Genomic DNA, 24,694 nt, shown 5'->3' on the forward strand with positions numbered 1-24,694 from the left:
GTTACTGAATTCCCACCAGCCTCGGGCGTATCACACTGCATTAGCGATCCCGCCAAGCGCCTTCGAGTAGCAGACCGGACTGATACGGTCAAAAACGACGGCCCGGTGTTGCAGGATGAAAACACACCTTAAGTTACGCAAGGTGTGTTTATTGACACCGTACCGTACGGGCCCAAGTCGACTGGTGGCGTGCGTGGTGCGGCCGGCGGTGCCAGGTCAGTTACGGCGGGGTCGGAGCTGTTGCCACGAATAGTCGCATTCGCGCGGGCCGGGTCATTTCAGATCGTTGTTCCGGTGCTGAAGGAGAAAGAAATGGAAGCCACTCGACGAAACGTCCTACGGGTCCTGGCGGTGGGTGCGGGAGTTGCCGGCGCTGCCGCCATCTCGCCCTCCGCTCTGGCGACCTATGGTGACCGTGCGCCAAGCGAGCCGATGGCGGGGCGAGGTCCACACCCGGACCCGGGAAGGCTGACCGGGCGGTTGGTGTTCCCCGACGACGCCGACTACGACGCCGCGCGACTCGGGTGGAACCGACAGTTCAATCCGTACCCGCTGGTCATCGTCTTCTGCCGGGACCCCCAGGATGTGATCAATGCGATCACCTGGTGTCGTCGACACGATGTGGCTTTCCGCGCTCGCGGTGGTCGGCACGCCCTGGAGGGGTGGTCGGCGGTGGACGGCGGCGTCATCATCGACGTCAGCGATATGCAGGAGATCGAGCTGGACACGCATAGGCGCCAGGCGACCGTGCAGACCGGAGCGACCCAGGACCAGGTGGTCGAGGCGTTGGGGGAGCAGGGTCTCGCCATTCCCACCGGAGCGGAGGTCGGCGTCGGCGTCGCCGGGGTTACGTTGGGCGGCGGGATTGGTCAGCTCAGTCGGAGTCTCGGCGTGACCAGCGACAGCCTGGCGGGTCTCGATATTGTCATTCCTGACGGAGAGCGGGGCGCCCGGCTCGTCCACGCGGACGAGACGCAGCACGCCGATCTGTTGTGGGCCTCACGTGGGGGCGGCGGCGGCAATTTCGGCATCGCGACCAAATACACATACCACGTACATCCGGTTTCGGACGTCGTCGTGTATCAGATTACCTGGGATGATTGGGAGCACGTCGGGGAGCTGTTCGAGCGTTGGCAGCGAATTGCGCCCTTCGCCGACGACGGGTTCGGTTCGGTCTTCAACCCGAAGACCCGAGCGGACGGCCACATCTACTGTAACGGTATATATCGCGGTTCTGAGTACCGGCTGCGCAAAATAATTGAGCCGCTGATCGAGGTCGGAAACCCTCAGGTCATCACGGAGACCACCTCCTACCTGGACGCCTGGAACCAGCTCGCCGGAACGACGGACACACCGCGGAAGACGCACATCCCCTCGTCCTGGGTGTATGACCTGCTCCCGAAGCGGGGGATCGACACGATCGTTCGGCACCTGGCCGAACTTCCCGGTCTCGGCGGCGAGATCTGGTGTTTGAACTGGGGCGGTGCGGTGGACCGGGTTCCGACCGACGCCACCGCGTTCTTCCACCGCAGCCCGAGGTACTACATGGAGTGGAGCGGGAACTGGGAGAACGACGAGGAGCAGAAGACGGTCATGGCGTGGACGGAGCAGTTCCGCCAGGCGCTGCTGCCCTACGTCAACGGCTCCTACGTCAACGTCCCGGACAGCAGCATCGGTGACTGGGCCACCGCGTACTACGGCGACAACTACGCCCGGCTGCGTGAGATCAAGACCAAGTACGACCCGCATGAGTTCTTCCAGTACGAGCAGAGCATCCGGCCGCACTGACGAGGTGGAGCCACGAGAGTCGTTCGGATGAGAGGAGACGACGCCGTACGGGGTGGGTGGTGAGGGGGGCGCGTGACCAGTCGTGAGGGTGCCGGGAGGTCGCGATGACGGCCCGCGAGCCCCGTTCCGGGCGGACGCCGGTGGGGAAGGGATCCCGCGGGCGGGCCCGGCGGTGGCTGGTGGTCGCGGTCTGTCAGGTGGTCGTGTTCCTCGGGACGGTCACCACCGCGATGTTGGTCATCGCAGTGCCGCAGATCGCCGCGACGATCGGCCTCGACGAGGACGGCCAGCAGTGGCTGGTCGCTGGCCACGCGCTGGCCTACGCCCTGATGTTGGTGCCCAGTGGCCGGCTCGGTGACGTGTGGCGACGGCGCGCGGTCTTCGTGTCCGGCCTGGTGCTCGCGGGGGTGGCGGCCACCTCCGCCGCCCTCGCCCAAACACCGGTCTGGCTGGTGCTCTCCGTGTTGGTGCAGGGCGGTGCGCTCGGGGCGGTCAGCCCGCAGATCCTCGGGCTGTTCCAGCAGTTGTTCCACAAGGAGGAGCGGGGCCGTCCGTACGGTTTGCTCGGGGTGGCGTTCGCCGTCGCCCTCGGGTCCGGTCCGGTCCTGGGCGGGGTGTTGGTTGACGTCAGTCCGGAGCACGGCTGGCGGCTGATTTTCGTCGCGGACGCCGCGATCGCTTTCCTGGCAGCTGCTCTGGGGTTTCTCGTGATTCCCGCGTTGCGGGTGCCCGTGGAACGATTCTGGTGGCGACGCACGGACCCGGTGGGCGTCGTCCTGTTCGTCGTCGGAATGGTGGCGCTCTGGATTCCGATGGTGGAGGAGACGGCCCGGACCCCTGTCCTGTGGGTGCTGGTGCCGGTTGGCGTGCTCATTCTCGCCGGCTTCGTGTTCTGGGAGCGGCGTCCGCACCGGGAGTCGCCGCTGGTTGACCTGGGCCTCCTGCGGGTCCGGTCCTACGGTCTGGGCGCGCTCATCGCGGTGTTGTTCGGCGCGTACGACGCGCTGTACTTCGTACTCGCGCTGTATCTGCAGGATGGGGTGGGTCACAGTCCGATCACCACCGGTCTCGTGATGGTGCCGATCGCCGGGGGCACGGCAGCGGGGGCGGTCGTCGGGGGTCGGCTGGCCTGGCGAGCGGGCCGTCGAGTGGTAGCCCTCGGACTGCTGACCTCTCTTGTCGGAGTAGTGGCGGTCATGGTCGGTGACCTCTTGCTGCCGACCTTCGACAGCCCGCACTCGGCGGCCCTGCCACTGCTCCTCGTCGGCCTCGGAGCGGGCTTTGTCCTCAGCGGCCTGGGTAGCGGGCTGACCAACATCCCCAACCAGGCCGTGACCATGTCACAGGTGTCCAACACGCGGGCCGGCAGCGCGGCCGGGATGTTGCAGACCGGGCACCGCCTGGGAATCTCCGCCGGGATTGTCGGCGTCAGTTCCGCGCTGTTCGTGACGTTGGACCGGACCGGCGGTGACTGGTTGACGGCTTTCCGGACTACCTTGTTGATCATCTCGGCGTTCATTCTCGTCGCCCTTTTGATCGCCCTGCTGGACATCTTCACCAGAGGGGAGGAGGCAGCGCGGTGAACGGGCCACCGGTATCCGCCGGGTGGCCCCGTCCCGCCGGTTGATCGCTCAGGCTGTGGTCACGTCGGAAACCACGACGGTGACGTTGTCCGGTGCACCGGCCTGGTGGGCGAGCTTGACCAACTGCTCGCCGCAGAGCTGCCGGTCACCGTACTGGGTCAGGGCGGCGGCGATCGCCTCGTGCTCGACATAGTCGGAGAGCCCGTCGCTGCACAGCAGCAGTCGGTCGCCGGAGGTCACGGTCAGGGTCTCGATCGTGGGTGGAGCGCCGGCTCCCTGCACCGCTCGGGTCACCAGCGACCGCTGGGGATGGTGCCGGGCCTGTTCGGGGGTGATCGCCCCCTGGTCTACCAGCGCCTGTACGAACGTGTCGTCCCGGGTGATCAAGCTCAGCGCCCCATCGCGCGACAGGTAGCAGCGGGAGTCGCCGACCTGGGCCAGCACCAGCGTGTCGTCGGCGAGCAGCGTGGCGGTCAGCGTCGTCCCCATGCCTTCCCGGGCGGGATCCGCGACGATCGCGGCGTGGATGCGCTGGTTGGCGGCGCTGACCACGGCGCGGAGCGCGTCGGCGGCCGCAGCGGGGGTGGTTGGCGGAGTCAGTTCGTCCAGGATTCGGATGACGATCTCGCTCGCCACCTCCCCGGCGGGCAGACCGCCCATGCCGTCCGCGACTGCGAGGAGGCGCTCACCGGCCAGGGCGGAGTCCTCGTTGTTGTTCCGGACAAGGCCGATGTCGTTGCGGATGGCCGAACGGAGGATCAACGTCATGGGACCAAGCTTGCCAAGAACACCCTGCGTTCGTCTCTACACAGGTGCGCGGGGGTTGGGAAAGTCTCGGTCGGCGGGTCACTCCTCGGCGGGCAACTCCGCCAGCGGCACGTCCAGGCGGACCGCGTCGGTGACCGCTGCGATCTGGTCGGCGGGCACGTAGACCGCCCCGGTGCGGACCCGGTCGGTGGAGACCTTCAGGTAGCCCGAGTGGCGCAACCGGGCCGCCAGGTCGGCCGGGACGTCCGGCTCCTCCACCGCGGTGGCCTCGATCAGCTCGTTCAGGCTGCTGCCCGGGTCGGTGGCCGGTGCCTGCACGGTCACCGCGTTCGGGTCGTCTCGCTGGACCAGGTCCACGGTGCCGATCTCGCTACCGGCGACGTCAACCACCCGCATCCCGGTGGTGACCCGAGAGAGGACACGTTGCTCGTTCATGCTGGCGCCGTTCCCGGCCGTTCTGTGCGTTAAACACCGCCCCAGCCGCCCGGAGGGCGGGGGGAGAGCTCACGCCACGTGTCGGTACCGTGGAGTAGCGCCCGGACCGTCTCTTCGGCCTCCTCGATGCTGCTGTACTCGTAGAACTGGGAGACCCCCTCCGAGCCGCCGGCGCGCTGTTCGACGTGCCACCGGTCGGCGTTGACGCGGAGGAAGACGTCGCGTCGGGCCAGGCGTCCCCAGTTCCCGTTCCACCAGTGCTTTCGTTGCTCCATGACCAGGATTTTATCGAACAGGTGTACGAATGATGTCGGTACCCGTGGGATTTCCACGAGTGCCGGTGTGCTTCGGGATGACCTAGGTCGGCGGCGGTGCCGTCAGGTAGGCGCCTGCTTCGATCGCCGCCCACTCCGGATCGCCGGCCCGGATGGCGTCGACCAGCCGGGAGTGGTCCACGTAACGATCGGGTGTCAGGGTCTCGCCCAGCGTCGCGGCGACCGTGCTGCGCATCGCGATGCCGATGGAGGCGTGCAACTCGGCGAGGATGTCGTTGTGCGCCGCCGCGACAACAATGGTGTGCAGCATGGCATCGGCCGCCACGAACTCGTCGACCCGTCCGCCGCGCCACGCGGACTCCCGGGCGGCGAGCGCGCCGGCGAGCGCCGTCAGATCCGCGGTGGTGCGCCGTAGCGCGGCGAGTCGGGCGGCCTCCACCTCGAGGGCACGCCGAACCTCGACCACCTCGGTCATCCGGTCGTCGGTGAGTCGGCGGGCCACCACCGGGGCCAGTTCATCAACCGACACCACGTAGGTGCCGGAGCCCTGCCGGATCTCCAGCACCCCCGCGTGCGCCAGGGCGCGGACCGCCTCGCGAACGGTGTTGCGCCCCACACCGAGGGCCGCGACGAGTTGCGGCTCGGTCGGGATTCGGTTGCCCACCGGCCACTCGCCGCCGAGGATCCGGTCGCGGAGCTGGGTGATTGTCTCCTGGACCCGTTGACCCCGCGGTGGGACGGCGGTGGTTTCGACCCCGGGTGGCACTGGTTACATCTCCTGCCGAAAATTCATCCCATGATTGTAGGTTCGGGGGCATGACCCCGCCACCGTCCGCGACTTCCACCAGGACGAGGCCGCGCCCGCCCCGCGAGAGCAACTTTCCGGAGGCGCCCGGCCGTCCCCGCCCGCCGGGCGCTGCCACAGCGCGGGCCGGCGTTCCGGGCGACGTGGCCACGAAGAGCGCGCCGGACGGCACGGCCGCGGCGCCGGACGGCACGGCCGCGGCGCCGGTCGGAGAGCGCCAGGTGGCGCGCCGAGCCGCACTCGTACTCGTCGGGATAATTCTGGTCGGTGCGAACCTGCGGGTCGCGGTGACCAGCCTCGGTGCGCTGCTGGACGAGGTCAGTACCGGGCTCGGACTCTCCGGAACCATGGCCGGCCTGGTAACCACGCTGCCGACGATCGCGTTCGCCGGGCTCGGGGCGATCACCCCGTGGCTGGTTCGTCGGGTCGCACCGGCTCGGGTGCTGGTCGTGGCGATGGCGGTGCTCGCCGCTGGCCAGGTGCTTCGGGTGGCCACCGACTCCGCGCTGGTCTTCGTCCTCACCAGCGCGTTGGCGCTGGCCGGGGTCGCGGTGGCGAACATCCTCCTACCCCTGCTGGTCAAGCAGCACTTTCCGCACCGCACCGGACTTGCCACCGGGGCGTACACGACGGCCATGACCGCGGGTATGACGGTGGCCGCCGCCGCGGCGGTGCCGACCGCGCAGGCCTTCGGCTCCTGGCGGATCGGGCTCGGGGTCTGGGCCGGGCTGGCCGCGCTGGCCGTACTCCCATGGGTGCCGTTGGCCCGCCGGGCCCGCTCCGTTGCGCGGCGATCGACACCGACCGAGACCACCACCGGCGTTCGGGTACGCCCGGCGCGCACCCGGCTCGGCTGGGCCATGGCCGTGTACTTCGGCACCCAGTCCCTCAGCGGGTACGCGATCATGGGCTGGCTGGCGCAGCTGTACCGGGACGCCGGGTTCCGCCCGGCGACTGCGGGCCTGCTGCTCGCCGGGGTCACCGCGCTTGGCGTGCCGGTCGCACTCCTGATGCCGACGCTGGCCGGCCGGTTGCGAACGCTGCGACCGCTGGTGCTGTCGCTGGCCGCTGCGTCAACGTTGGCCTACCTGGGGCTGGCCCTGGCGCCGTACCGCGGCGCGCTGCTCTGGATGGCCCTGCTGGCCATCGGGCAGGGTGCCTTCTCGTTGGTCCTCGCGACCATCGGGCTGCGGGCGCGTACGGCGGAGGGAACGGTGGCGCTGTCGGCGTTCGCGCAGAGCACCGGCTACCTCATCGCGGCGCTGGGGCCGCTGCTCGTCGGCGTCCTCTACGGGGCCACCGGTGGCTGGGTCGTGCCGGTCGGATTTCTGATCTTGGCGCTTGCGGTGCAGACCAGCGCGGGCCTGGTCATCGCCCGTCCGCGTTACATCGAGGACGAGGGGTAGCGCCCCGGGGCGACGGCGCGGGCGTCACGGTGGTGGCGCGGGCGTCACGGTGACGCCGCGGTGGGGTTACGGCCTGCTCGACCGACGGGTACGTCCGCAGCACCTCGACGATGCAGCACCTCGACGATGCGCAGCACACCGTGCTGCCCGGCGGCGCCTGCCATCAGCAAAACGGTAGCCACCAGGGGGTGCTACGCAGATCAGGAGGAGGTTGATTCCGGCCCTCGCCGCCGGCCTCGTGCTCACCCGGCGGTGAAGAGGCCGGCGGCGAGGGCGAACAGGGTGCCGGCGGCCGACGCGCAGCAGCAGACCAGCCCGGCGGTGACCACACCGAGGATTGCCCAGACCCGCCGATCCCGGGCGATCATGCGCAGGCTGGGCCGGGGCCGGTCGCCCGTCGGCGGATCCTCCCCGCCCCTGGCGGCCGGACGTTCGCTGCTCACGCCCCGGGAGTCTAGGCGGAATCGGCACCGGGCAGGATCAGGTGATGGAGCTTGTGTCTGTCGACGACATCTGGAGTGCGTCCGCCGATATCACCGGCCAGGTCCTCCGTACCCCGCTGCTGCGGGCTCCGTGGGATGCGGAGCTGTGGCTCAAGGCGGAGAGCCTGCAGCCGGTCGGCTCCTTCAAGCTGCGGGGCGCGACCCACGCGGTGGCCCGGCTCACCGCGGAACAGCGGTCGGCCGGCGTGGTCACCCACTCCTCGGGCAACCACGGCCTGGCGTTGGCGCACGCGGCGACCACCGCCGGTGTGCCGTGCCGGGTCGTTGTACCCGAGGGGGCGCCGGCGGCCAAGGTCGACCGGATCCGGGCGTACGGCGTCGAGGTGGTGACCGTGCCACCGCCGCGCCGGGCACCGGCGGCGCAGCAGATCGCGACGGAGACCGGCGCGGTGCTGGTGCCGCCCTTCGACGACCGGCGGATCATCGCGGGCCAGGGCACGATCGGCCTGGAGATCGTGGCGGATCTGCCCGATGTCGATGTGGTGCTGGTACCGGTCGGCGGGGGTGGGTTGTCGTCCGGCGTCGCGACCGCGGTCCGGGCGTTGCGGCCGGCGGCGGCGGTCATCGGCGTGGAGCCGGAGTTGGCCGCCGACACCCGGGACTCGCTGGCGGCCGGGTCGGTGGTGCCGTGGGGCGAGGAGCGCACCTACCGGACCTGCGCCGACGGGCTGCGCCTGCCGCCGTCCGAGCTGACCCTCGCGCACCTGCTGGCGCGGCTGGACGGGATCGTGACCGTCACCGAGGACGAGATTCGGGCGGCGCTGAGCCGGCTGGTCCGCGACGCGCGGCTCGTCGTGGAGCCGAGCGCCGCGGTGGCGGTCGCCGCCCGGCTGTTCCGCCGCGCCGAGCTACCCACCGGGCGTACGGCTGCCGTGGTGACCGGCGGCAACGTGGAGCCGGCCGTGCTGGCCGCGGCGCTCGCCGACTAGCTCCCGGCCCGGCCGAGCTGGTCGAGCAGCCAGGCGTTGATGAACGCCTCCTCCCGCCAGGCGTCGTACCGACCGCTCGGCCCGCCGTGCCCGGCGCCCATCTCGGTCTTGAGCAGGTAGTCGCCCCGCGGCGTGGTGGCCCGCAGCCGCGCGATCCACTTCGCCGGCTCGTGGTAGAGCACCCGGGTGTCGTTGAGGCTGGTCACCGCGAGGATCGCGGGATAGTCCACGGCCCGCACGTTCTCGTACGGCGTGTACGACTTCATGTACGCGTACACCTCGGGGTCGTCCAGCGGGTTGCCCCACTCCTCCCACTCGGTGACGGTCAACGGCAGTGACGGGTCGAGGATCGAGCTCAGCGCGTCAACGAAGGGAACCTGCGCGACGATCCCGGTGAACGCGTCCGGGGCGAGGTTGGTCACCGCGCCCATCAGCAGCCCGCCGGCGGAGGCGCCCCGGGCGACCAGCCGGTCGGTCGCGGTCCAGCCCGCCTTGACCAGATGTCGCGCACAGGCCACGAAGTCGGTGAAGGTGTTCTTCTTGGCCAGCATCTTGCCCTGGTCATACCAGCGCCGGCCCAGCTCGCCGCCGCCGCGGATGTGCGCCACGGCGAAGACGACGCCCCGGTCCAGCAGGGAGAGCCGGGCGACCGAGAACCAGGGGTCCATGCTCGCCTCGTAGGAGCCGTAGCCGTAGATGACGCACGGCGCGGAGCCGTCGCGCGGGGTGCCGGCCCGGCAGACCAGCGAGATCGGCACCCGGGTGCCGTCGTCGGCGATCGCCCAGTCCCGGTGCTGCTCGTAGCTGGCCGGGTCGTACGGGCGGCCGTCCGGTCCGGGCAGCACCGGCCGCTGCCGGCGTTGAATCATCCGGCGGGTGGTCAGGTCGTAGTCGTACACCGAGTCCGGGGTGACCAGTGAGGTGTAGCGGAGCCGGAGCTGACTCGTGCGGTACTCCGGGTTGCTGTCCAGGCCGACGGCGTACAGCGGTTCGGGGAAGTCGATGTCGTGCGGGTCGCCGCCCCCGATCGGCAGCACCCGCAGCCCGGTCAGCCCGTTGGTGCGCAACGTGACCACCAGGTGGTTCTCGAAGGAGTCAACCGCCTCCAGGCGGGTGCCGGGGCAGTGTTCGACGAGCGGCACCCAGTCGCCGGGGGCATCAGCCGAGGTGTACGCGAGAGCGAAGTCCTCGGCGCCGTCGTTGTGCAGGATCAGGAACCGGTGGCCGTGGTGCTCGACCGTGTACTCCACGCCCTGGCGGCGGGGGGCCACCGGGACCGGGGCGCCGGTCGGATTGCCGGCGGGGATGACCAGGATCTCGCTGGTCACCTTGCTGTGAATGTCGATGAGGAGGAACTTCTCCGAGCGGGTCAGCTCGACCCCGACCCAGAACCGCTCGTCGTCCTCCTGGTAGACCACCACGTCCTCGCTGGCCGGGGTGCCCAGCGTGTGCCGCCAGACCCGGTTCGGCCGCCACGCGTCGTCAACGGTGACGTAGAAGAGCACCGAGGCGTCGGCGGACCAGGCCGTACCGTAGAACGTGCCGGGCACCTCGTCGGGCAGCAGTTCCCCGGTGCTGAGGTCCTTCACCCGGAGCGTGTACCGCTCGTCGCCGGAGAAGTCGGTCGAGTACGCCAGCCAACGCCCGTCCGGGCTCACGTCGAAGGCCCCGAGCGCGAAGAAGTCGTGCCCCGCGGCGAGCACGTTGCCGTCGAGCAGCACCTCCTCGCCGGCCAGGGGGGCACCGGCGCGGCTGACCGGCGGGTCGGTTTCGCCATCGTGGACGGCTCGGCGGCACTGCACCCCGTACTGCTGCCCCTCGACCGTGCGGGTGTAGTACCAGTGGCCGCCCTTGCGGGTGGGCACCGACAGGTCGGTCTCCTGGGTCCGCCGGCGGATCTCCTCGAACAGCTGCCCGCGCAGGTCCGCGAGGTGGGCGGTCCGGGCCTCGGTGTAGGCGTTCTCGGTGGTGAGGTAGGCGATCGTGGCGGGATCGTCCTTGTCGGCGAGCCAGGCGTACTCGTCAGTGACGGTATCGCCGTGGTGGGTTCGCTCGGTCGGCATCCGCTTGGCGACGGGCGCTGGGGTCTCGGTGGTCACGGCGTTACGTTACCGGCCGGGCCGCCCCCCGCCACCCCTCCTGCTCACGCGCCGCCGCGGCTAGCTGGCGTCGTTGCGCAGGACCAGGATCGCGATGTCGTCCCGGGGCGTCTCGGTGGAGAACCCGAGCGCGGTCGAGCGCAGCCGTGCCGCCACCACATCCGCCGAGTAGCCGGCGAGCGGCGCCGTCGCCTCCCGGAGCCGGTCCACGCCGAAGAGCTCCCGCCCGCGCCGCCGCTCGGTGACCCCGTCGGTGTAGAAGATCAGTGCCTCGCCGGGCTCCAGGGTGAGCTCGGTGGCCGGCGAGGAGATCGAGTCGAGTAGCCCGAGCGCGGTGCCGCCGGTGCCGACGAACCGGGCCGCACCGGCGGCGGTCAGCAGCACCGGCCGGTCGTGCCCGGCGAGGTGCAGGCTGACCTCCAGTTGGCTACCCGCTTCCAGTTGGCTACCCGCTTCCAGCTGGTTACCCGCGCCCGGTCCGACCGCGGCCAGGGCCAAAGTGCAGTAGCGCCCGCCGCCCCGCTCCACCAGTGTCTCGTTGAGCCGGATCAGCGTCTCCGACAGTGGCTTGCCGTCCCCGATCAGCGTCCGGATGACATCCCGGACCAGGCCGGTGAGGGCGGCCGCCTGTACTCCCTTACCGGCGACGTCACCGATCACCACCAGCCACCGCCCGTCCGGCAGCGGCAGTACGTCGTAGAAGTCGCCGCCGACGTCCGTGTCGTCCCCGGTCGGGACGTACTCCGCGGCGAAGCCGATCCCCGCCACCACCGGCAGCACGGGCGGCAGCAGCGACTGCTGGAGTGCCTGGGCGACCCCGCGACGCTCGGCGTGGATGCGCGCATTCTCGATCGCCAGCGCCGCCCGCCGGGCCACATCCTCCAGTACGGCGACCTCGTCCGGGTCGTGCCGGTGCCGCTGGTGTCGGCCAACAGCGAGGGTGCCGAGCCGCTGGCCGCGGGCGATCAGCGGGACGGCGAAGCCCTCGGTCGGTGCGCCGAGCGGGAGCTGGGTGCCCTTGCGGGAGGCCTCCCACAGCCGGGACTGGACCGAGTCCGGCCCGGTCTCCGCCAGTACGGCGTGCAGTTGGGGCAGCATCGACTCGTCCGCGTGGGTGGCCGCCGCCAGGCGCAGCCGCCCCCACCCATCGCTGGTGTGTACCGCGCACCACTGCCCCAGGCGGGGCACCACGAGCTGCGGGATGAGCGCCATGGTCAACTCGACGTCGAGCGACTGGGCGAGCAGCTCACTTGCCTCGGCGAGGAAGGTCAGCCAGGCCTGCCGGCGCAGGTCGGCCCGGTGTAGTCGGTCGTTCTCCAGGTGCAGCGAGAGCCGCTCGGCCATCAACACCGCCAGCGGTTGGGCGTACGCGGACGGTGCCGCGTCCAGCTCCAACTCGCCGACGTACGGCCGGTGCACGGTCAGCGGCACCCGGACCAGATCGTTGTCGACCCGGGGCTGCCGGCCGTAGCGGGCCAGTAGCTGCGGTCCCTGCCCGTCGCCCCGGTCCAGCCGGACCAGGCCGCCGGCCGCGCCCACCATCTCGGCCACCCGGGCCAACAGGCTGGTCGCGAACTCCGGCAGGGAGTCCTCCGCGTACGGGTCGGGCGCGGTCTGCATCAGCTCGCTAATCGCCGCGGCGCTCGGCGGGAAGCTGCCCTCGCTGGCGGCTTGGTCACCGGTCACCGCCGTGGTCGGCCCGGCGGTGCCCGGGAGCCGGCCGGGGTGATCGAGGGCGTCGGACCGGTCGAGCCGGAACCAGACACCCTTACCGGCGGGCAGATACGTGGTGCCCCACCGGCTGGCGAAGTGGTCGACCAGGAGCAGGCCCCGGCCCCGTTCGGCGACGTCGCTGCTCTCGTTGCGAACGCCGACGGTCAGCTCCTCGACCGGCCCGCGGGCGAAGTCGGAGACGGTGACGGTGAGCCCGCTTCGGTCGGCGATGACCTCAAGGTCCAGTTCGGTGCGGGCGTGCTCCACCGCGTTGGTGGAGAGCTCGGTGGTGAGCAGGAGCGCCTCGTTGGTCAGCTCCGCCAGGTCCACCTCGGTGAGTAGCGACCGGACGAGCGCGCGCGCCGCGGCGGGCGTCCGGGGGTCGGCGGGAAGCCGGACCCGCCGGATGTGCTCGTCCCGGTCCTCGGTCGGCACGGGCCCCCTCTCCGCTGACACCCCCGTATCCTCCACCGCTGCCGTGATGGGCGCCAACCGGAACCGGCGGAGGGCCGACGCTGGTCAGCCTGCCGCCGGTGCCAGCTCACGTCGCGTCGGTCTGGCGCCTACCCGGTGCTGGGCACAATAGTGGGAGGTCCGGCCTGCCGGCAGCAGGCGGCCCCGAGCTGAGCGAGGAATGATGACCACGGCGAAGCAGCCGGCGACTGAGCCGTCCGCGGCGGACCCCGATGCGGTCCTCATCGAGCTGACCGAGGCGCTGCAGCGCGTTCGCCACGGCGATCTCAAGGTCCGGCTGCCGCACCGGTCGGGCCGGGCGGGCGAGTTGGCGGACGCCTTCAACGAGGTGGTGTCGCTCCAGGAACGGCAGTACCACGACCTGCGCCGGATCAGCCGGATCGTGGGCCGAGACGGGCGACTCGCCGAACGCCTGGACGACGAGGAGCTGGATGGCTGCTGGGCGGAGGGGCAGCAGGCGGTCAATTCGCTCATCGAGGACCTCGGGCGCCCGACCATCGAGATCGCGCGGGTGATCGCGGCGGTCGCCAGGGGCGATCTCTCCCAGCACGTCGCGTTGGAGCTGGACGACCGACCGCTGCGTGGGGAGTATCTGCGCATCGGGCGCACGGTGAACACCGTGGTGGATCAGTTGTCGTCCGTCGCCGACGAGGTGACCCGGGTGGCGCAGGAGGTGGGCGTCGAGGGGAAGTTGGGCGGTCAGGCCGACGTTCGGGGCGCTGCCGACACCTGGAAGGACCTGGTCGACTCGGTGAACACCATGGGGTCGAACCTGACCGCACAGGTCCGCAACATCTCGCAGGTGTCGACCGCGGTGGCGACGGGTGATCTGGGGCAGAAGATCACGGTTGATGCGCAGGGCGAGGTTCTGGAGTTGAAGAACACCGTCAACACGATGGTGGATCAGTTGTCGTCGTTCGCCGATGAGGTGACCCGGGTGGCCCGGGAGGTGGGTACCGAGGGGAAGTTGGGTGGTCAGGCCCAGGTGAAGGGGGTCTCCGGGACCTGGCGGGACCTGACGGACAACGTGAACTCGATGGCGTCGAACCTGACCTCGCAGGTGCGCAACATCGCCTCGGTCACGACGGCGGTCGCGCGGGGTGACCTGGGGCAGAAGATCACGGTTGACGCGCAGGGCGAGATTCTGGAGTTGAAGAACACCGTCAACACGATGGTGGATCAGTTGTCGTCGTTCGCCGATGAGGTGACCCGGGTGGCCCGGGAGGTGGGTACCGAGGGGAAGTTGGGTGGTCAGGCCCAGGTGAAGGGGGTCTCCGGAACGTGGCGGGACCTCACCGAGAACGTCAACCAGCTCGCCGGCAATCTGACCAGCCAGGTCCGCAACATCTCGCAGGTGTCGACGGCGGTCGCGCGGGGTGATCTGGGGCAGAAGATCACGGTTGATGCGCAGGGCGAGGTTCTGGAGTTGAAGAACACCGTCAACACGATGGTGGATCAGTTGTCGTCGTTCGCCGATGAGGTGACCCGGGTGGCCCGGGAGGTGGGTACCGAGGGGAAGCTGGGTGGTCAGGCCCAGGTGAAGGGCGTCGCCGGGACCTGGCGGGACCTCACCGAGAACGTCAACCAGCTCGCCTCCACCCTGACCATTCAGCTGCGCGCCATCGCCGAGGTTTCCACCTCGGTGACCCGCGGCGACCTGACCCAGCAGATCGCGGTCGAGGCGCAGGGGGAGGTCGCCGAGCTTACCGACAGCATCAACCAGATGATCGGGGCGCTCCGCGAGACGACCACGGTCAATGCCGAGCAGGGCTGGCTGGACTCCAACCTGGCCCGGATCGGTGGATTGCTGCAGGGGCAGCGGGATCTCGGCGAGGTCTGCCGCATGATCATGATGGAGGTGACGCCGCTGGTGGACGCGCAGCTCGGCGCGTTCTTCCTGGTGGATGACGCCGAGGGGAACTTCCGGCTTCGGCTTACCGCCTCGTACGGCTACGTCGCTCGTGGGCAGGACGTGACGTTCGGCCCCGGCGAGGGCCTGGTCGGTCAGGTGGCGCTGTCTCGGCGCACGATCCGGGCCAGCGGGTCGGTGGAGAGCCCGCTCCGGCTCCGCTCCGGGCTCGCGGACACCCCACCGGCTGATCTGGTGGTGCTACCGGTCATCTTCGAGGGCGAGCTGCTCGGCGTGATCGAGTTCGCCAGCGTGACCGCCCTCTCCGACCTGCACCTCTCCTTCCTGGAACGGCTCGTTCTCACCATCGGCGTCGCGGTCAACACCATCCAGGCGAACCGGCGTACCGAGGAGCTGCTGGCCCAGTCGCAGCGGCTGGCCCACGAGCTGCAGGAGCAGTCGGCCGAACTGCAGCGGACGAATGCGGAGCTGGAGGAGAAGGCGAAGCTCCTCTCCGAGCAGAAGGGCAACATCGAGACCAAGAACCGGGAGGTCGAGCTGGCCCGGCTGGGCCTGGAGGAGACGGCACAGCAGCTCACCCGCGCCTCGGCGTACAAGTCGGAGTTCCTGGCCAACATGAGCCACGAGCTGCGTACGCCACTGAACTCGTTGCTGCTGCTGGCCCGGCTGTTGATGCAGAACCCGGAGCAGAACCTCAGCCCGAAACAGATCGAGTTCGCCCGGACCATCCACAATGCCGGCACCGACCTGCTCACGCTGATCGACGACATTCTGGACCTGTCCAAGATTGAAGCTGGTCGGACGGACGTCGAGCCGACTGAGCTTCAGTTCACCGAGGTCCGCGGCTATGTCGAGCAGGCGTTCGCCCCGCAGGCGGAGGAGAAGGGCCTCGACTTCGAGGTCCGGGTCAGCCCGGAACTGCCGAAGGAGATCGTCACCGACGTGCAGCTGCTGCAGCAGATCCTGCGGAACCTGCTCGCCAACGCGATGAAGTTCACCGACACCGGGTCGGTGCGGTTGGGGATCGCCCCCGCGCCGGAGTCGGCAGTCTTCGACGTGCCGGCGTTGACCAACGCGCGGCAGGTGGTCGCCTTCGCCGTCATGGACACCGGGATCGGCATCTCCGACGACAAGCTGTCGATCATCTTTGAGGCGTTCCAGCAGGCCGACGGCACGACCAGCCGCCGGTACGGGGGAACCGGCCTGGGCCTGTCGATCAGTCGGGATCTGGCCCGGCTGCTGGGTGGCGCGATCGGCGTCTCAGCGGTGCCCGGGCAGGGCTCGACCTTCACCCTCTTCCTCCCCGATGTCCTGGCCCCGGATGCGGTCGTGGCGCCGGCACCGCCCTCACCTGGCCGGGCTGGTCTCCCGTCGTCGCTACTGATGCCCGCCGTGGAGTTGCTGCCCACCACCACCGCCGAGGCGACGGTGACCCGCCAGCTGGCCGGCGCCACCGTGCTGATCGTGGACGACGACGTGCGTACGGTGTTCGCCCTGACCAGCGCCTTGGAGTTGCACGGGATGACCGTGCTGTACGCGGACAACGGGGCCGACGGCGTACGCCTGCTGGCCGAGCATCCAGAGGCGGACATCGTACTGATGGATGCCATGATTCCCGATCAGGACGGATACGAGACGACGCGGCAGATCCGGCGTAACCATCGCTTCGCCGACCTCCCGATCGTCTTCCTGACCGCGAAGGCGATGCCTGGTGATCGGGAGTCGGCGCTGGCGGCCGGGGGCAGCGGATACATCACCAAGCCCGTTGACCTGGACGAGTTGATCGAGCTCATCTCGTCCTGGATCGGCGGAGGTCGGAGCAAGGAGAGCCCATGACGCAGCTGGCGAAGGCGCTGCTGGTGGACGATCGGCGGGAGAACCTGACGGCCCTGGAGGCGATCCTGCAGGGGCTCCAGGTCCAGTCGGTGGCGGTGGAGAGCGGCGAGGCGGCGCTGAAGCGGCTCCTCGTTGACGACTTCGCGGTGATCCTCCTGGATGCCCAGATGCCGGAGATGGACGGCTTCGAGACGGCGAGCCACATCAAGCGGCGGGAACGAACCCGACACGTGCCGATCATCTTCCTCACCTCCGCGGACCAGGACGCCCAGCTGGCCATGCGCGGGTACGCCGCCGGCGCGGTGGACCACCTCACCAAGCCGTTCGACCCGTGGGTGCTGCGGGCCAAGGTGTCGGTCTTCGTCGACCTGTGGGTGAAGACCGGGCAGCTCACCGCGCAGTCGACCCTGCTCCAGGAGCGGGAGACCCAGCGGCGACTGCTGACCGACGCCATTGACGAGGCCACCGCGCTGCTTCGCGCCGAGACCGACCCGGCGGCGGTGCAGCGCGCGATCGGCCTGTTGGAGCAGGCCCGTTGGGGCAACACCGGCTGAGAATCAGTCGTCGCGAATCATCAGGGCGCTACGCAGGCCGGTGACGTCGAGGACGCGGCGCAGGAACTCGGCCACGTTGGTGAGGACCAGCAGGCTCTGGGAGTGACTCGTCTTGCGGCTGAGCACGACCAGCGTGCCCAGGCCCTGCGAGTCGCAGAAGGTGACCGCCGCCAGGTCCAGCACAATCCGTGGGGGCGGTTCGGTCAACACCTCGTTGACAATGGTGGAGAGCTGCGCGGCCGTCATCATGTCGATCTCACCGGCGAGGCGAAGGACAACCTCGTCCCCCAACCGGTGTAACGTGATGGACAGTTCGGCACGATCCACCCGGTCAGCCTAACGCGGCCGGCTGACGCCGCCCATGACGGTGAGCTGCCGCGGCCCCGGCCGCGGTGTGGCGATAACCCGTGGGTCCCCGGGGGGCCTGCCGGTCTGCCCACCGACGCTGACACAATGGCGACATCGTGACCGACGTTTTCCCTGCCGGACCCGGCCGCTACCCGGCCGCCGCGCCGGCCTCCGAGGCCCTGTTCGACCGCGCCTGCGCTCTGGTGCCCGGCGGGGTGAACTCCCCTGTCCGCGCGTTCCGTGCCGTCGGCGGCACCCCGCGCTTCATCGTCCGGGGGGAGGGGCCGTGGCTCTACGACGCCGACGGGCGGCGCTACGTCGACCTGGTCTGCTCGTGGGGCCCCATGATCCTCGGGCACGCCCACCCCGCGGTGGTGGAGGCCCTTCGCTCCGCCGCCGCGCTCGGCACGAGCTTCGGCGCCCCCACCCCGGGTGAGGTGGAGCTGGCAGCGGAGATCGTTGACCGCGCGCCCGTCGAGCAGGTACGGCTGGTCAATTCGGGGACCGAGGCGACCATGTCGGCGATCCGGCTGGCCCGGGGCTACACCGGCCGTACCCGGATCATCAAGTTCGCGGGCTGCTACCACGGGCATTCGGACGCGTTGCTCGCCGCCGCCGGTTCCGGTGTGGCCACCCTCGGCCTGCCCGACTCACCGGGCGTGACCGGCGCGGCGGCCGGGGACACCATCGTGCTGCCGTACAACGACCTCGCCGCCGTCGAGGCGGTCTTCGCCGCCGAGGGCCCGCAGATCGCCGCGGTGATCACCGAGGCCGCCGCCGGCAACATGGGCGTGGTCGCGCCCCGTGACAGCTTCAACCAGCGCCTCGCCGCCCTCGCCCACGCGAACGGCGCGCTGCTGATCGTGGACGAGGTCATGACCGGCTTCCGGGTCTCCCGCGCCGGGTGGCACGGCCTCGACCCCTGCGCCGCCGACCTCTGGACCTACGGCAAGGTGATGGGGGGCGGCCTCCCCGCGGCCGCCTTCGGCGGCCGAGCGGAGATCATGTCCCAGCTGGCTCCGGCCGGTCCGGTCTACCAGGCCGGCACCCTCTCCGGTAACCCGCTCGCCTGCGCGGCCGGGCTCGCCACGCTGCGGCTCGCCGACGACGCCTGCTATCGCCGGCTGGACGAGACGGCCGCCGTCGTGGGCCGGCTCGCCAGCGAGGCGCTCGCCGCCGCCGGAGTGCCGCACCGGCTGTCCTCCGCCGGCAGCATGTTCTCCATTTTCTTCACCGGCGCCGACGTCTTCGACTACGCCACCGCGAGCGCCCAGCAGGTGCCCGCGTTCAGGGCGTTCTTCCACGCGATGCTGGCGGCCGGCGTCTACCTGCCGCCGAGCGCCTTCGAGTCGTGGTTCGTCTCGACGGCGATTGACGATGCCGCCCTGGAGCAGATCGCCGCGGCGCTGCCAGCGGCGGCGGCAGCGACAGCCGCGGCAGGTCACGGGGGGTAGTGACGGTGAGTACGACTGTGGTCCACGTGCTGCGGCACGGTGAGGTGCACAACCCGGAGGGCATCCTGTACGGGCGGCTGCCGGGCTTCCGCCTGTCGGAGCTGGGCGTGCAGATGGCGAAGGCCGCCGCGCAGGGCCTCGCCGAGCGGGAGGTGGTGCACGTCGTCGCCAGCCCGCTGGAGCGTGCCCAGCAGACCGCCGAGCCGATCGCCGCGCAGTTCGGGATCCCGATCGGGGTCGACGAGCGGTTGATCGAGAGCGCGAACTGGTTCGAGGGTAAGAAGGTCTCGCCGGGCGACGGTTCGTTCCGCGACCCGCGTAACTGGTGGGTGCTGCGGGACCCGGTCACCCCCTCCTGGGGCGAGGCGTACCGCGCCATCGCGGAGCGAATGCTCGCCGCCCTGCAGGCCGCTCGGGAGGCTGCGCAGGGGCGGGAGGCGGTGCTCGTCTCCCACCAGCTGCCGATCTGGACGCTGCGTCGGTTTGTCGAGCGTAAGCGCCTCTGGCACGACCCGCGCAAGCGGCAGTGTGGGCTGGCCAGCCTCACCACCTTTCACTTCGAGGGGTCGAAGGTGGTCGGGATCGGCTACTCCGAGCCGGCCGCCCACCTGATCGCGATGTCGTCGACGGCTCGGACCGCCAAGGGGGCCTGATGACTGTCCGGAGGTGGGCCGCCGGTCTGCTCGCCACCCTGGTCGCGGTGGTGCTCGCCGCCTGCGCCACCCCGGACTGGGGGCAGGCCTGCGGTACCAACTCCGACGGCGTGATCGAGTGCGCTCCGGATCAGCGTTCTGCCGCGCCCGAGCTCGCCGGTGAGCTGCTCGAAGGGGGCAGCTACGACGTGGCGCAGGACCGCGGGCAGGTCGTGGTGGTCAACTTCTGGGGCTCGTGGTGCGCGCCCTGCCGAGCGGAGGCCGATGACCTGGAGGCCACCTACCAGGCCACCAAGGACTCCGGGGTGACCTTCCTCGGCATCAACGTGCAGGACATCCGGGACAAGGCGATCGCCTTCGAGGAGGGCCGGGTCACCTACCCGAGCATCTTCGATCCCGGCAGCCGGCTGGCGTTGGAGCTGGACATCCCACCGAACACCATCCCGGCGACGGTTGTGCTGGACCGGGACGGGCGGATCGCGGCGGTGATCCGGGCCGCCGTCCGGCAGGAGGGGCTTCAACCGATCGTCGAGCGGGTCGCCGCGGAGTCGCCCGCCTCGACCGGCGGCCACTGATGGGCGAGACGTTCCGGGAGATCGCGCAGTCCGGCCCACTGCTGCTCGCCATCGGCACGGCGGCGCTGGCCGGGCTGGTCAGCTTTCTGTCCCCGTGTGTCCTGCCGCTGATGCCCGGCTACCTCTCCTACGTGACCGGCCTGGCCGGCGCCGACCTGGAAGGTCGGGGAGCGGGCGACGACTCCCGCCGCACGCCGCCGGTGGCCGGGGGAGACCCGGGTGCCACCGCCGGGGCAGTCGCGGTGCGGGAACGGACCGCCCGGTTGGGGACCGCGGCCGTCAAGGGCCGGGTACTCGCCGGCACGCTGCTGTTCATCGCCGGCTTCACCGCCGTCTTCACCGTCACCGCGGTCCTGGTCACCACGGTCGGCCAGGTCCTCTTCGCCCACGAGCGGACGCTGGAGATCGTCATCGGCGGCGTGGTGGTGCTGCTCGGACTGGGCTACCTCGGCGTGGTCCCGGGGCTGCAGCGCGAGCTGCGTATCCAACGGCTGCCGGCCGCCGGACTGCTCGGCGCGCCCGTGCTCGGCGCGGTCTTCGCACTCAGCTGGCTGCCCTGCACCGGCCCGACCCTCGGTGCGGTGATGGGCATGGCCCTCGTGGAGGGGCAGACCAACCGGGCGGTGGTACTGGCCGTGGCGTACTGCCTTGGGCTGGGGGTGCCGTTTGTCCTCTTTGGGCTGGGGTTCCACCGCCTGCTCGGGGTCTTCCAGGCGGTACGTCGTAACAGCAGGTGGGTCACCCGGATCGGTGGCGGACTGCTGGTCCTGATCGGCCTCGCGCTGGTCACCGGTGGGTGGACCAGCTTCGTGACCCTGCTGCAGACCACCTTCGGGACGGGGCAGGTAAGCATCTGATGACGGTCACCGACGACCGGCCGGCGCCGCCGGGCGAGACCTCCCGGCGCCGCCCCAACCCGGTACTGGCGCTGCTGCGCAACTCGTGGCGGCAGCTCACCAGCATGCGTACGGCGCTGGTGCTGCTCTTCCTGCTGGCGATCGCCGCGATTCCCGGGTCGGTGCTGCCGCAGCGCGGCGTCAACCCCGAGGACGTCCGGGACTACTTCGTCGCGTACCCCGATCTGGCGCCGGTGCTGGACCGGCTCGGCGCCTTCGACGCGTTCGGCTCGGTCTGGTTCTCCGCCATCTACCTGTTGCTCTTCACCTCGCTGGTCGGTTGCATCACGCCCCGGCTGCGGGACCACGTCCGCGCCCTGCGGTCCAAGCCCCCCGCGGCGCCGAAGCGGCTGGACCGATTGCCCCAGTACACCGTCTTCGCGGCCCCGGCCGGTGGCGCGGCGGCGATCGCCGCCGCGCTGCGCCGGCACCGCTGGCGGGTGGAGGTACGCGGCGACGAGGTGTCGGCCGAGAAGGGCTACCTGAAGGAGACCGGCAACCTGCTCTTCCACGCCTCGTTGGTGGTGGTGCTCGTCGCTGTCGCCCTCGGCTCCTGGTACGGCTGGAGTGGTAACCGCATCCTGGTCGCCGGCGCGGACAACGCCTTCTGCAACACGCAGCAGCAGTACGCCGAGACGTCGTTCGGCCCCCAGGTGGCCGGCGCCGATCTGCCCCGGTTCTGCCTGCAGCTGGACGACTTCGAGGCGAGGTTCCTGGAGTCCAACGGCCAGCCGGAGTTCTTCAACGCGAAGGTGACCGTGGACGAGGACGGCGGCACCCCCCGCCCGGCGGAGTTCTCGGTGAACTCGCCGCTGCGGCTGGACGGGGCGAACGTCTACCTGCTCGGCCACGGGTACGCCCCGGTGGTCCGCTACACCGACCGGTTCGGGCGGAGCCAGACCAGCCCGAACCCCTTCCTGGATGTCGGAGACATTGGCTTGACCAGCGAGGGAATGGCGGCCTTCCCGGACGCGAACGTGGACCCGGACACCGGTGAGCGGGACCCGGAGCTCCAGGTGGCCTTCACCGGTCTGTACCTGCCGACCGCCCCGCAGCAGGCTCCGTTCGTCCGGTCGGAGTTCCCGACCGAGCGCAATCCACTGCTCAATCTCGTCGCGTACCGGGGCAATCTGGGGCTGGATGCTGGTATCCCCGGCTCGGTGTACGAGCTGGACCAGCGGCAGGTCGACGCCGGCCGGGTCAAGGAGGTCGGCACCAAGCTGCTTCAGGTCGGTGAGGTTTGGACCCTGGACGACGACACCACGCTGGAGTTCCTCGGCACCGAGCCGTACATCGTCCTGTCGGTGCGGCACGACCCGGGCTCGACGCTGCTGCTAATCAGCTCCGGCACGCTGCTGCTGGGCCTGATGGGCTCGCTCTTCGGCCGCCGCCGACGGGTCTTCTTCCGGGTGCGCCCGGCTGACCCCGCGGGTGAATCTTCGACGCCCGGTAGTAGTTTGGTCGACGCCGGTGGTCTGCCGCGCGTCGACCATCCCGGCTTCGCCGACGAGTTCACCCGGCTCGTGGCGGCGGTCAGCGGAGCCGGCCGGCGGGCCGATCCTGACGGGCCGGCCGGAGCGCGAGTAGGAGCCGAGTGATGTCCGAACTCTCCGACCAGCTGGTGACCTTCTCGATCCTGGCCTACCTGGTCGCGATGGTCGTGCACGCCGTCGAGTACGCGCTGGGCAACGCCCGCGTTCGCGTCGGCCCGCCCGCCCGCGAGCTGGTCGGCGCGGGTGTTGGATCAGCCGGTGGTGCGGATTCCGGGCCGAAGTCGACCGCCCGTGCTGACACCGCCGCCCGTGCTGACACCGCCGCTCAGCGCACCGCCGCGCGGGCTCGCGCGGCCGGCGTGGGCGCGGTCGCGGTGACCGTGCTGGCCGCCCTGCTGCACCTCGGTGCGCTGATCGCCCGCGGAATCGCCGCCGATCGGATGCCCTGGGGCAACATGTACGAGTTCGTGCTGACGGTCTCCTTCATCGGGGTCGCCGCCTGGTTCGTCGTGCTCTGGAAGCGCCCCTCACTGCGCCGGCTCGGGCTGTTCCTGACGCTGGTGATGGTGCTGCTGGTGGCCACCGCCGAGCTGCTGCTCTACACCCCGATCGTGCCGTTGGTGCCGGCGCTCAACTCGTACTGGTTCATCATTCACGTCGCCACGATCGTCTTCAGCTCCGGCATTTTCCTGCTCGGTGTGGTGCCGGCCTGCGCCTACCTGATGCGGGCCGGCTACGAGCAGGGCCGGCGCAGCTTCCCCTACCTGTTGGCGAAGCGCATGCCGGCCGCGGCGGCCCTGGAGCGGCTGACCTTCGTGCTGCACGCCTTCTCCTTCCCGATCTTCACCTTCGCGGTGATCGCCGGCGCGATCTGGGCCGAGGCGGCGTGGGGTCGGGCGTGGGGCTGGGACCCGAAGGAGACCTGGGCATTCATCTCCTGGGTGGTCTACGCCGGCTACCTGCACGCCCGGGCCACCCCGAGCGTGCGGCGGAACGTGGCCACCTGGCTCGCGGTGTTGGGCTTCCTCACCGTGCTGATGAACCTCTTCGGCGTGAACATCTTCTTCGAGGGGCTGCACTCCTACGGCGGCCTCGACTGATCACCTGATCGGTGCTGACGACGGGTGGCTCTTTCTAGCCGGCGAACCAGCCCGGCCCGTCGAGCCGCCACCAGTTGTTCGGCGTGACCGCACGCAGATCGTTTTCCAGGGCTGCCACCCGTTCCGCGCCGAGGTTGTCGACCCAGCGCTGTCGCAGTTCGTCGAGGACGATCGCCGACCGGCGTAGTCCGTCGGCTCCGCGTGGGGTCAGTCGAATCAGCTTTCGGCGGGCGTCGCGGGCGTCGTCGGCGCGTTCGAGATAGCCGAGGGCTACCAGCCGGTCCACCGTCTTGCCGGCTGCCTGCTTGGAGACCCCCAGCCGCTGGCCCAGCTGGGAGGCGGTGGTGCCGTCGGGGCCGACGGCTTGGAGCGCGAAACCGTGGATCGGACGCAGGTCGGGGTGCCCCTGCCGGGCCAGCTCGGCGTGCAGGTCATCGATGAGCGTACGGAACCCGGCCAGGAGTAGCAGGGGGAGCAGGAAGCCGGGCCGTTCCGGATCATCGTTGCCATGTTCGACAACCTGGTTTACGGTTTGGTCAACCACGTTGACTATTGTACGCGAGGAGAATCGTCGTGTCTCACCCCGCTTTCACCACCCACACCCTCGACACCGCGCCCGCGGCCGCCCGGACGACCATGGCCGGTGTCCACCGCGCCCTCGGCCACCTGCCCGGTGCTGTAGGTCTGATGGCCGAGTCCCCGGAACTGCTCAGCGGATTCCTGACCGTCAACCGCAGTTACCAGAGCTGTGGGTTGACCGCGGTTGAGCGGGAGGTGGTCGTGCTGACCGTCGCCACCCGCAACGAGTGTCATCTCTGCGTCGCCATGCACACGGCCATCCTGACCGAGAGCGGCGCCGCACCCGAGTTGATCAGCGCGTTGCGGGCCGGCACCCGGCTGTCCGACAGTCGGCTGGAGGCGCTCCGGTGCTTCGCCCAAGCCGTGCTCGACTATCAGGGCGCGGTGCCCGACGCGGAGCTCTCCGCCTTTCTGGCGGCTGGTTACCAGCCCCGGCATGCCCTCGACGTGGTGCTCGGGGTGGGGGCCTACACCATCTCCACCTTCGCCAACCGGCTCACCCGCGCGCCGCTCGACCCGCCGGTAGCACAGTATGCCTGGAAGCCGGCTCCCTGACGT

General features: G+C 70.3%; 22 protein-coding genes. 13 read left to right on the forward strand and 9 right to left on the reverse strand.

From position 1 onward, the window contains the following. Positions 1–312: 312 nt before the first annotated feature. Both T398_RS13335 and T398_RS13340 read left to right on the forward strand, forming a co-directional pair. Positions 313–1,788, forward strand: a complete 1,476-nt coding sequence (locus T398_RS13335; RefSeq protein WP_496447061.1) for an FAD-binding oxidoreductase — start codon at positions 313–315, stop codon at positions 1,786–1,788. A 140-nt stretch (positions 1,789–1,928) separates the two neighbouring features. Continuing rightward, complete coding sequence (locus T398_RS13340) at positions 1,929–3,371, forward strand: MFS transporter (protein ID WP_496447208.1); 1,443 nt, start codon at positions 1,929–1,931, stop codon at positions 3,369–3,371. A 48-nt stretch (positions 3,372–3,419) separates the two neighbouring features. Here T398_RS13340 and T398_RS13345 read toward each other — a convergent pair whose 3' ends face one another. From T398_RS13345 to T398_RS13360, 4 genes are all read right to left on the reverse strand, one after another. Further along, on the reverse strand, positions 3,420–4,139 hold the full coding sequence (locus T398_RS13345; protein ID WP_496447063.1) for a PP2C family protein-serine/threonine phosphatase: 720 nt from the start codon (positions 4,137–4,139) through the stop codon (positions 3,420–3,422). 78 nt (positions 4,140–4,217) lie between these two features. Beyond that, on the reverse strand, positions 4,218–4,574 hold the full coding sequence (locus T398_RS13350) for a hypothetical protein (RefSeq protein ID WP_180200657.1): 357 nt from the start codon (positions 4,572–4,574) through the stop codon (positions 4,218–4,220). 29 nt (positions 4,575–4,603) lie between these two features. Further along, the gene (locus T398_RS13355; protein ID WP_496447064.1) at positions 4,604–4,849 is read right to left on the reverse strand and encodes a hypothetical protein; all 246 of its coding nucleotides are present in this window, start codon (positions 4,847–4,849) and stop codon (positions 4,604–4,606) included. 82 nt (positions 4,850–4,931) lie between these two features. Then, entirely contained in the window at positions 4,932–5,615 is a 684-nt protein-coding gene (locus tag T398_RS13360) for a FadR/GntR family transcriptional regulator (RefSeq protein ID WP_496447066.1), read from the reverse strand. Between the two features lie 182 nt (positions 5,616–5,797). Between T398_RS13360 and T398_RS13365 the strand changes: the two genes are divergently transcribed. Next, positions 5,798–7,060, forward strand: coding sequence for an MFS transporter (locus T398_RS13365; RefSeq protein WP_496447210.1), 1,263 nt, complete (start codon positions 5,798–5,800; stop codon positions 7,058–7,060). Positions 7,061–7,302: 242 nt separating this feature from the next. Here T398_RS13365 and T398_RS13370 read toward each other — a convergent pair whose 3' ends face one another. After that, a complete protein-coding gene (locus T398_RS13370) occupies positions 7,303–7,503 on the reverse strand; it encodes a hypothetical protein (protein WP_496447068.1) in 201 nt (66 codons plus the stop codon). A 44-nt stretch (positions 7,504–7,547) separates the two neighbouring features. Here T398_RS13370 and T398_RS13375 point away from each other — a divergent pair, with 44 nt between their 5' ends. After that, on the forward strand, positions 7,548–8,492 hold the full coding sequence (locus T398_RS13375; RefSeq protein WP_496447070.1) for a threonine ammonia-lyase: 945 nt from the start codon (positions 7,548–7,550) through the stop codon (positions 8,490–8,492). On the opposite strand, the gene T398_RS13380 is transcribed toward T398_RS13375, so the two are convergent. After that, on the reverse strand, positions 8,489–10,591 hold the full coding sequence (locus T398_RS13380; protein ID WP_496447071.1) for a S9 family peptidase: 2,103 nt from the start codon (positions 10,589–10,591) through the stop codon (positions 8,489–8,491). The genes T398_RS13375 and T398_RS13380 overlap by 4 nt on opposite strands. 60 nt (positions 10,592–10,651) lie before the next feature. Continuing rightward, positions 10,652–12,760, reverse strand: a complete 2,109-nt coding sequence (locus T398_RS13385; protein ID WP_496447073.1) for a SpoIIE family protein phosphatase — start codon at positions 12,758–12,760, stop codon at positions 10,652–10,654. A gap of 181 nt (positions 12,761–12,941) precedes the next feature. Between T398_RS13385 and T398_RS13390 the strand changes: the two genes are divergently transcribed. Together T398_RS13390 and T398_RS13395 are read left to right on the forward strand one after the other, a co-directional pair. Further along, positions 12,942–16,484: a HAMP domain-containing protein gene (locus tag T398_RS13390; protein ID WP_496447075.1), complete on the forward strand. Its 3,543-nt coding sequence runs from the start codon at positions 12,942–12,944 to the stop codon at positions 16,482–16,484. Further along, positions 16,481–17,038, forward strand: a complete 558-nt coding sequence (locus tag T398_RS13395; RefSeq protein ID WP_180200694.1) for a response regulator — start codon at positions 16,481–16,483, stop codon at positions 17,036–17,038. Before T398_RS13390 ends, T398_RS13395 begins: the two co-directional genes overlap by 4 nt. Positions 17,039–17,041: 3 nt before the next feature. Here T398_RS13395 and T398_RS13400 read toward each other — a convergent pair whose 3' ends face one another. Then, a complete protein-coding gene (locus T398_RS13400; RefSeq protein ID WP_496447077.1) occupies positions 17,042–17,365 on the reverse strand; it encodes an STAS domain-containing protein in 324 nt (107 codons plus the stop codon). 137 nt (positions 17,366–17,502) lie between these two features. On the opposite strand from T398_RS13400, the gene hemL reads away from it, so the two are divergent. Genes hemL through ccsB form a run of 6 tightly spaced genes read left to right on the forward strand, consistent with a single transcriptional unit; the run spans position 17,503 to position 23,557 of the window. Further along, positions 17,503–18,840 carry a glutamate-1-semialdehyde 2,1-aminomutase gene (gene hemL, locus T398_RS13405; RefSeq protein ID WP_496447079.1) on the forward strand — a complete coding sequence of 446 codons (1,338 nt, stop codon included), beginning with the start codon at positions 17,503–17,505 and terminating at the stop codon, positions 18,838–18,840. Beyond that, on the forward strand, positions 18,840–19,493 hold the full coding sequence (locus T398_RS13410) for a histidine phosphatase family protein (protein ID WP_496447081.1): 654 nt from the start codon (positions 18,840–18,842) through the stop codon (positions 19,491–19,493). The genes hemL and T398_RS13410 overlap by 1 nt, the downstream gene beginning before the upstream one ends. Continuing rightward, entirely contained in the window at positions 19,493–20,068 is a 576-nt protein-coding gene (locus T398_RS13415) for a TlpA family protein disulfide reductase (RefSeq protein ID WP_496447083.1), read from the forward strand. The genes T398_RS13410 and T398_RS13415 overlap by 1 nt, the downstream gene beginning before the upstream one ends. Further along, complete coding sequence (locus T398_RS13420; protein WP_496447085.1) at positions 20,068–20,925, forward strand: cytochrome c biogenesis CcdA family protein; 858 nt, start codon at positions 20,068–20,070, stop codon at positions 20,923–20,925. The genes T398_RS13415 and T398_RS13420 overlap by 1 nt, the downstream gene beginning before the upstream one ends. Then, a complete protein-coding gene (resB, locus tag T398_RS13425; protein ID WP_496447087.1) occupies positions 20,925–22,562 on the forward strand; it encodes a cytochrome c biogenesis protein ResB in 1,638 nt (545 codons plus the stop codon). The genes T398_RS13420 and resB overlap by 1 nt, the downstream gene beginning before the upstream one ends. Continuing rightward, complete coding sequence (ccsB, locus tag T398_RS13430; RefSeq protein WP_496447089.1) at positions 22,562–23,557, forward strand: c-type cytochrome biogenesis protein CcsB; 996 nt, start codon at positions 22,562–22,564, stop codon at positions 23,555–23,557. Before resB ends, ccsB begins: the two co-directional genes overlap by 1 nt. A 34-nt stretch (positions 23,558–23,591) precedes the next feature. On the opposite strand, the gene T398_RS13435 is transcribed toward ccsB, so the two are convergent. Then, the gene (locus T398_RS13435; protein ID WP_496447091.1) at positions 23,592–24,101 is read right to left on the reverse strand and encodes a MarR family winged helix-turn-helix transcriptional regulator; all 510 of its coding nucleotides are present in this window, start codon (positions 24,099–24,101) and stop codon (positions 23,592–23,594) included. Positions 24,102–24,130: 29 nt separating this feature from the next. Between T398_RS13435 and T398_RS13440 the strand changes: the two genes are divergently transcribed. After that, positions 24,131–24,691 (forward strand): carboxymuconolactone decarboxylase family protein, encoded by a 561-nt coding sequence (locus T398_RS13440; protein ID WP_496447092.1) that lies wholly within the window; start codon positions 24,131–24,133, stop codon positions 24,689–24,691. The last annotated feature ends 3 nt before the right edge of the window (positions 24,692–24,694 follow it).

Source organism: Salinispora goodfellowii, assembly GCF_059570675.1.

What these genes read in the sequence shown, in the direction of transcription:
- T398_RS13355 (WP_496447064.1), bottom strand. Translation starts at nt 4,849, where the DNA reads ATGGAGCAACGAAAGCACTGGTGGAACGGGAACTGGGGACGCCTGGCC.
- T398_RS13345 (WP_496447063.1), bottom strand. Translation starts at nt 4,139, where the DNA reads ATGACGTTGATCCTCCGTTCGGCCATCCGCAACGACATCGGCCTTGTC.
- resB (WP_496447087.1), top strand. Translation starts at nt 20,925, where the DNA reads ATGACGGTCACCGACGACCGGCCGGCGCCGCCGGGCGAGACCTCCCGG.
- T398_RS13395 (WP_180200694.1), top strand. Translation starts at nt 16,481, where the DNA reads ATGACGCAGCTGGCGAAGGCGCTGCTGGTGGACGATCGGCGGGAGAAC.
- T398_RS13390 (WP_496447075.1), top strand. Translation starts at nt 12,942, where the DNA reads ATGACCACGGCGAAGCAGCCGGCGACTGAGCCGTCCGCGGCGGACCCC.
- T398_RS13420 (WP_496447085.1), top strand. Translation starts at nt 20,068, where the DNA reads ATGGGCGAGACGTTCCGGGAGATCGCGCAGTCCGGCCCACTGCTGCTC.
- ccsB (WP_496447089.1), top strand. Translation starts at nt 22,562, where the DNA reads ATGTCCGAACTCTCCGACCAGCTGGTGACCTTCTCGATCCTGGCCTAC.
- T398_RS13375 (WP_496447070.1), top strand. Translation starts at nt 7,548, where the DNA reads ATGGAGCTTGTGTCTGTCGACGACATCTGGAGTGCGTCCGCCGATATC.
- T398_RS13415 (WP_496447083.1), top strand. Translation starts at nt 19,493, where the DNA reads ATGACTGTCCGGAGGTGGGCCGCCGGTCTGCTCGCCACCCTGGTCGCG.
- T398_RS13350 (WP_180200657.1), bottom strand. Translation starts at nt 4,574, where the DNA reads ATGAACGAGCAACGTGTCCTCTCTCGGGTCACCACCGGGATGCGGGTG.
- T398_RS13335 (WP_496447061.1), top strand. Translation starts at nt 313, where the DNA reads ATGGAAGCCACTCGACGAAACGTCCTACGGGTCCTGGCGGTGGGTGCG.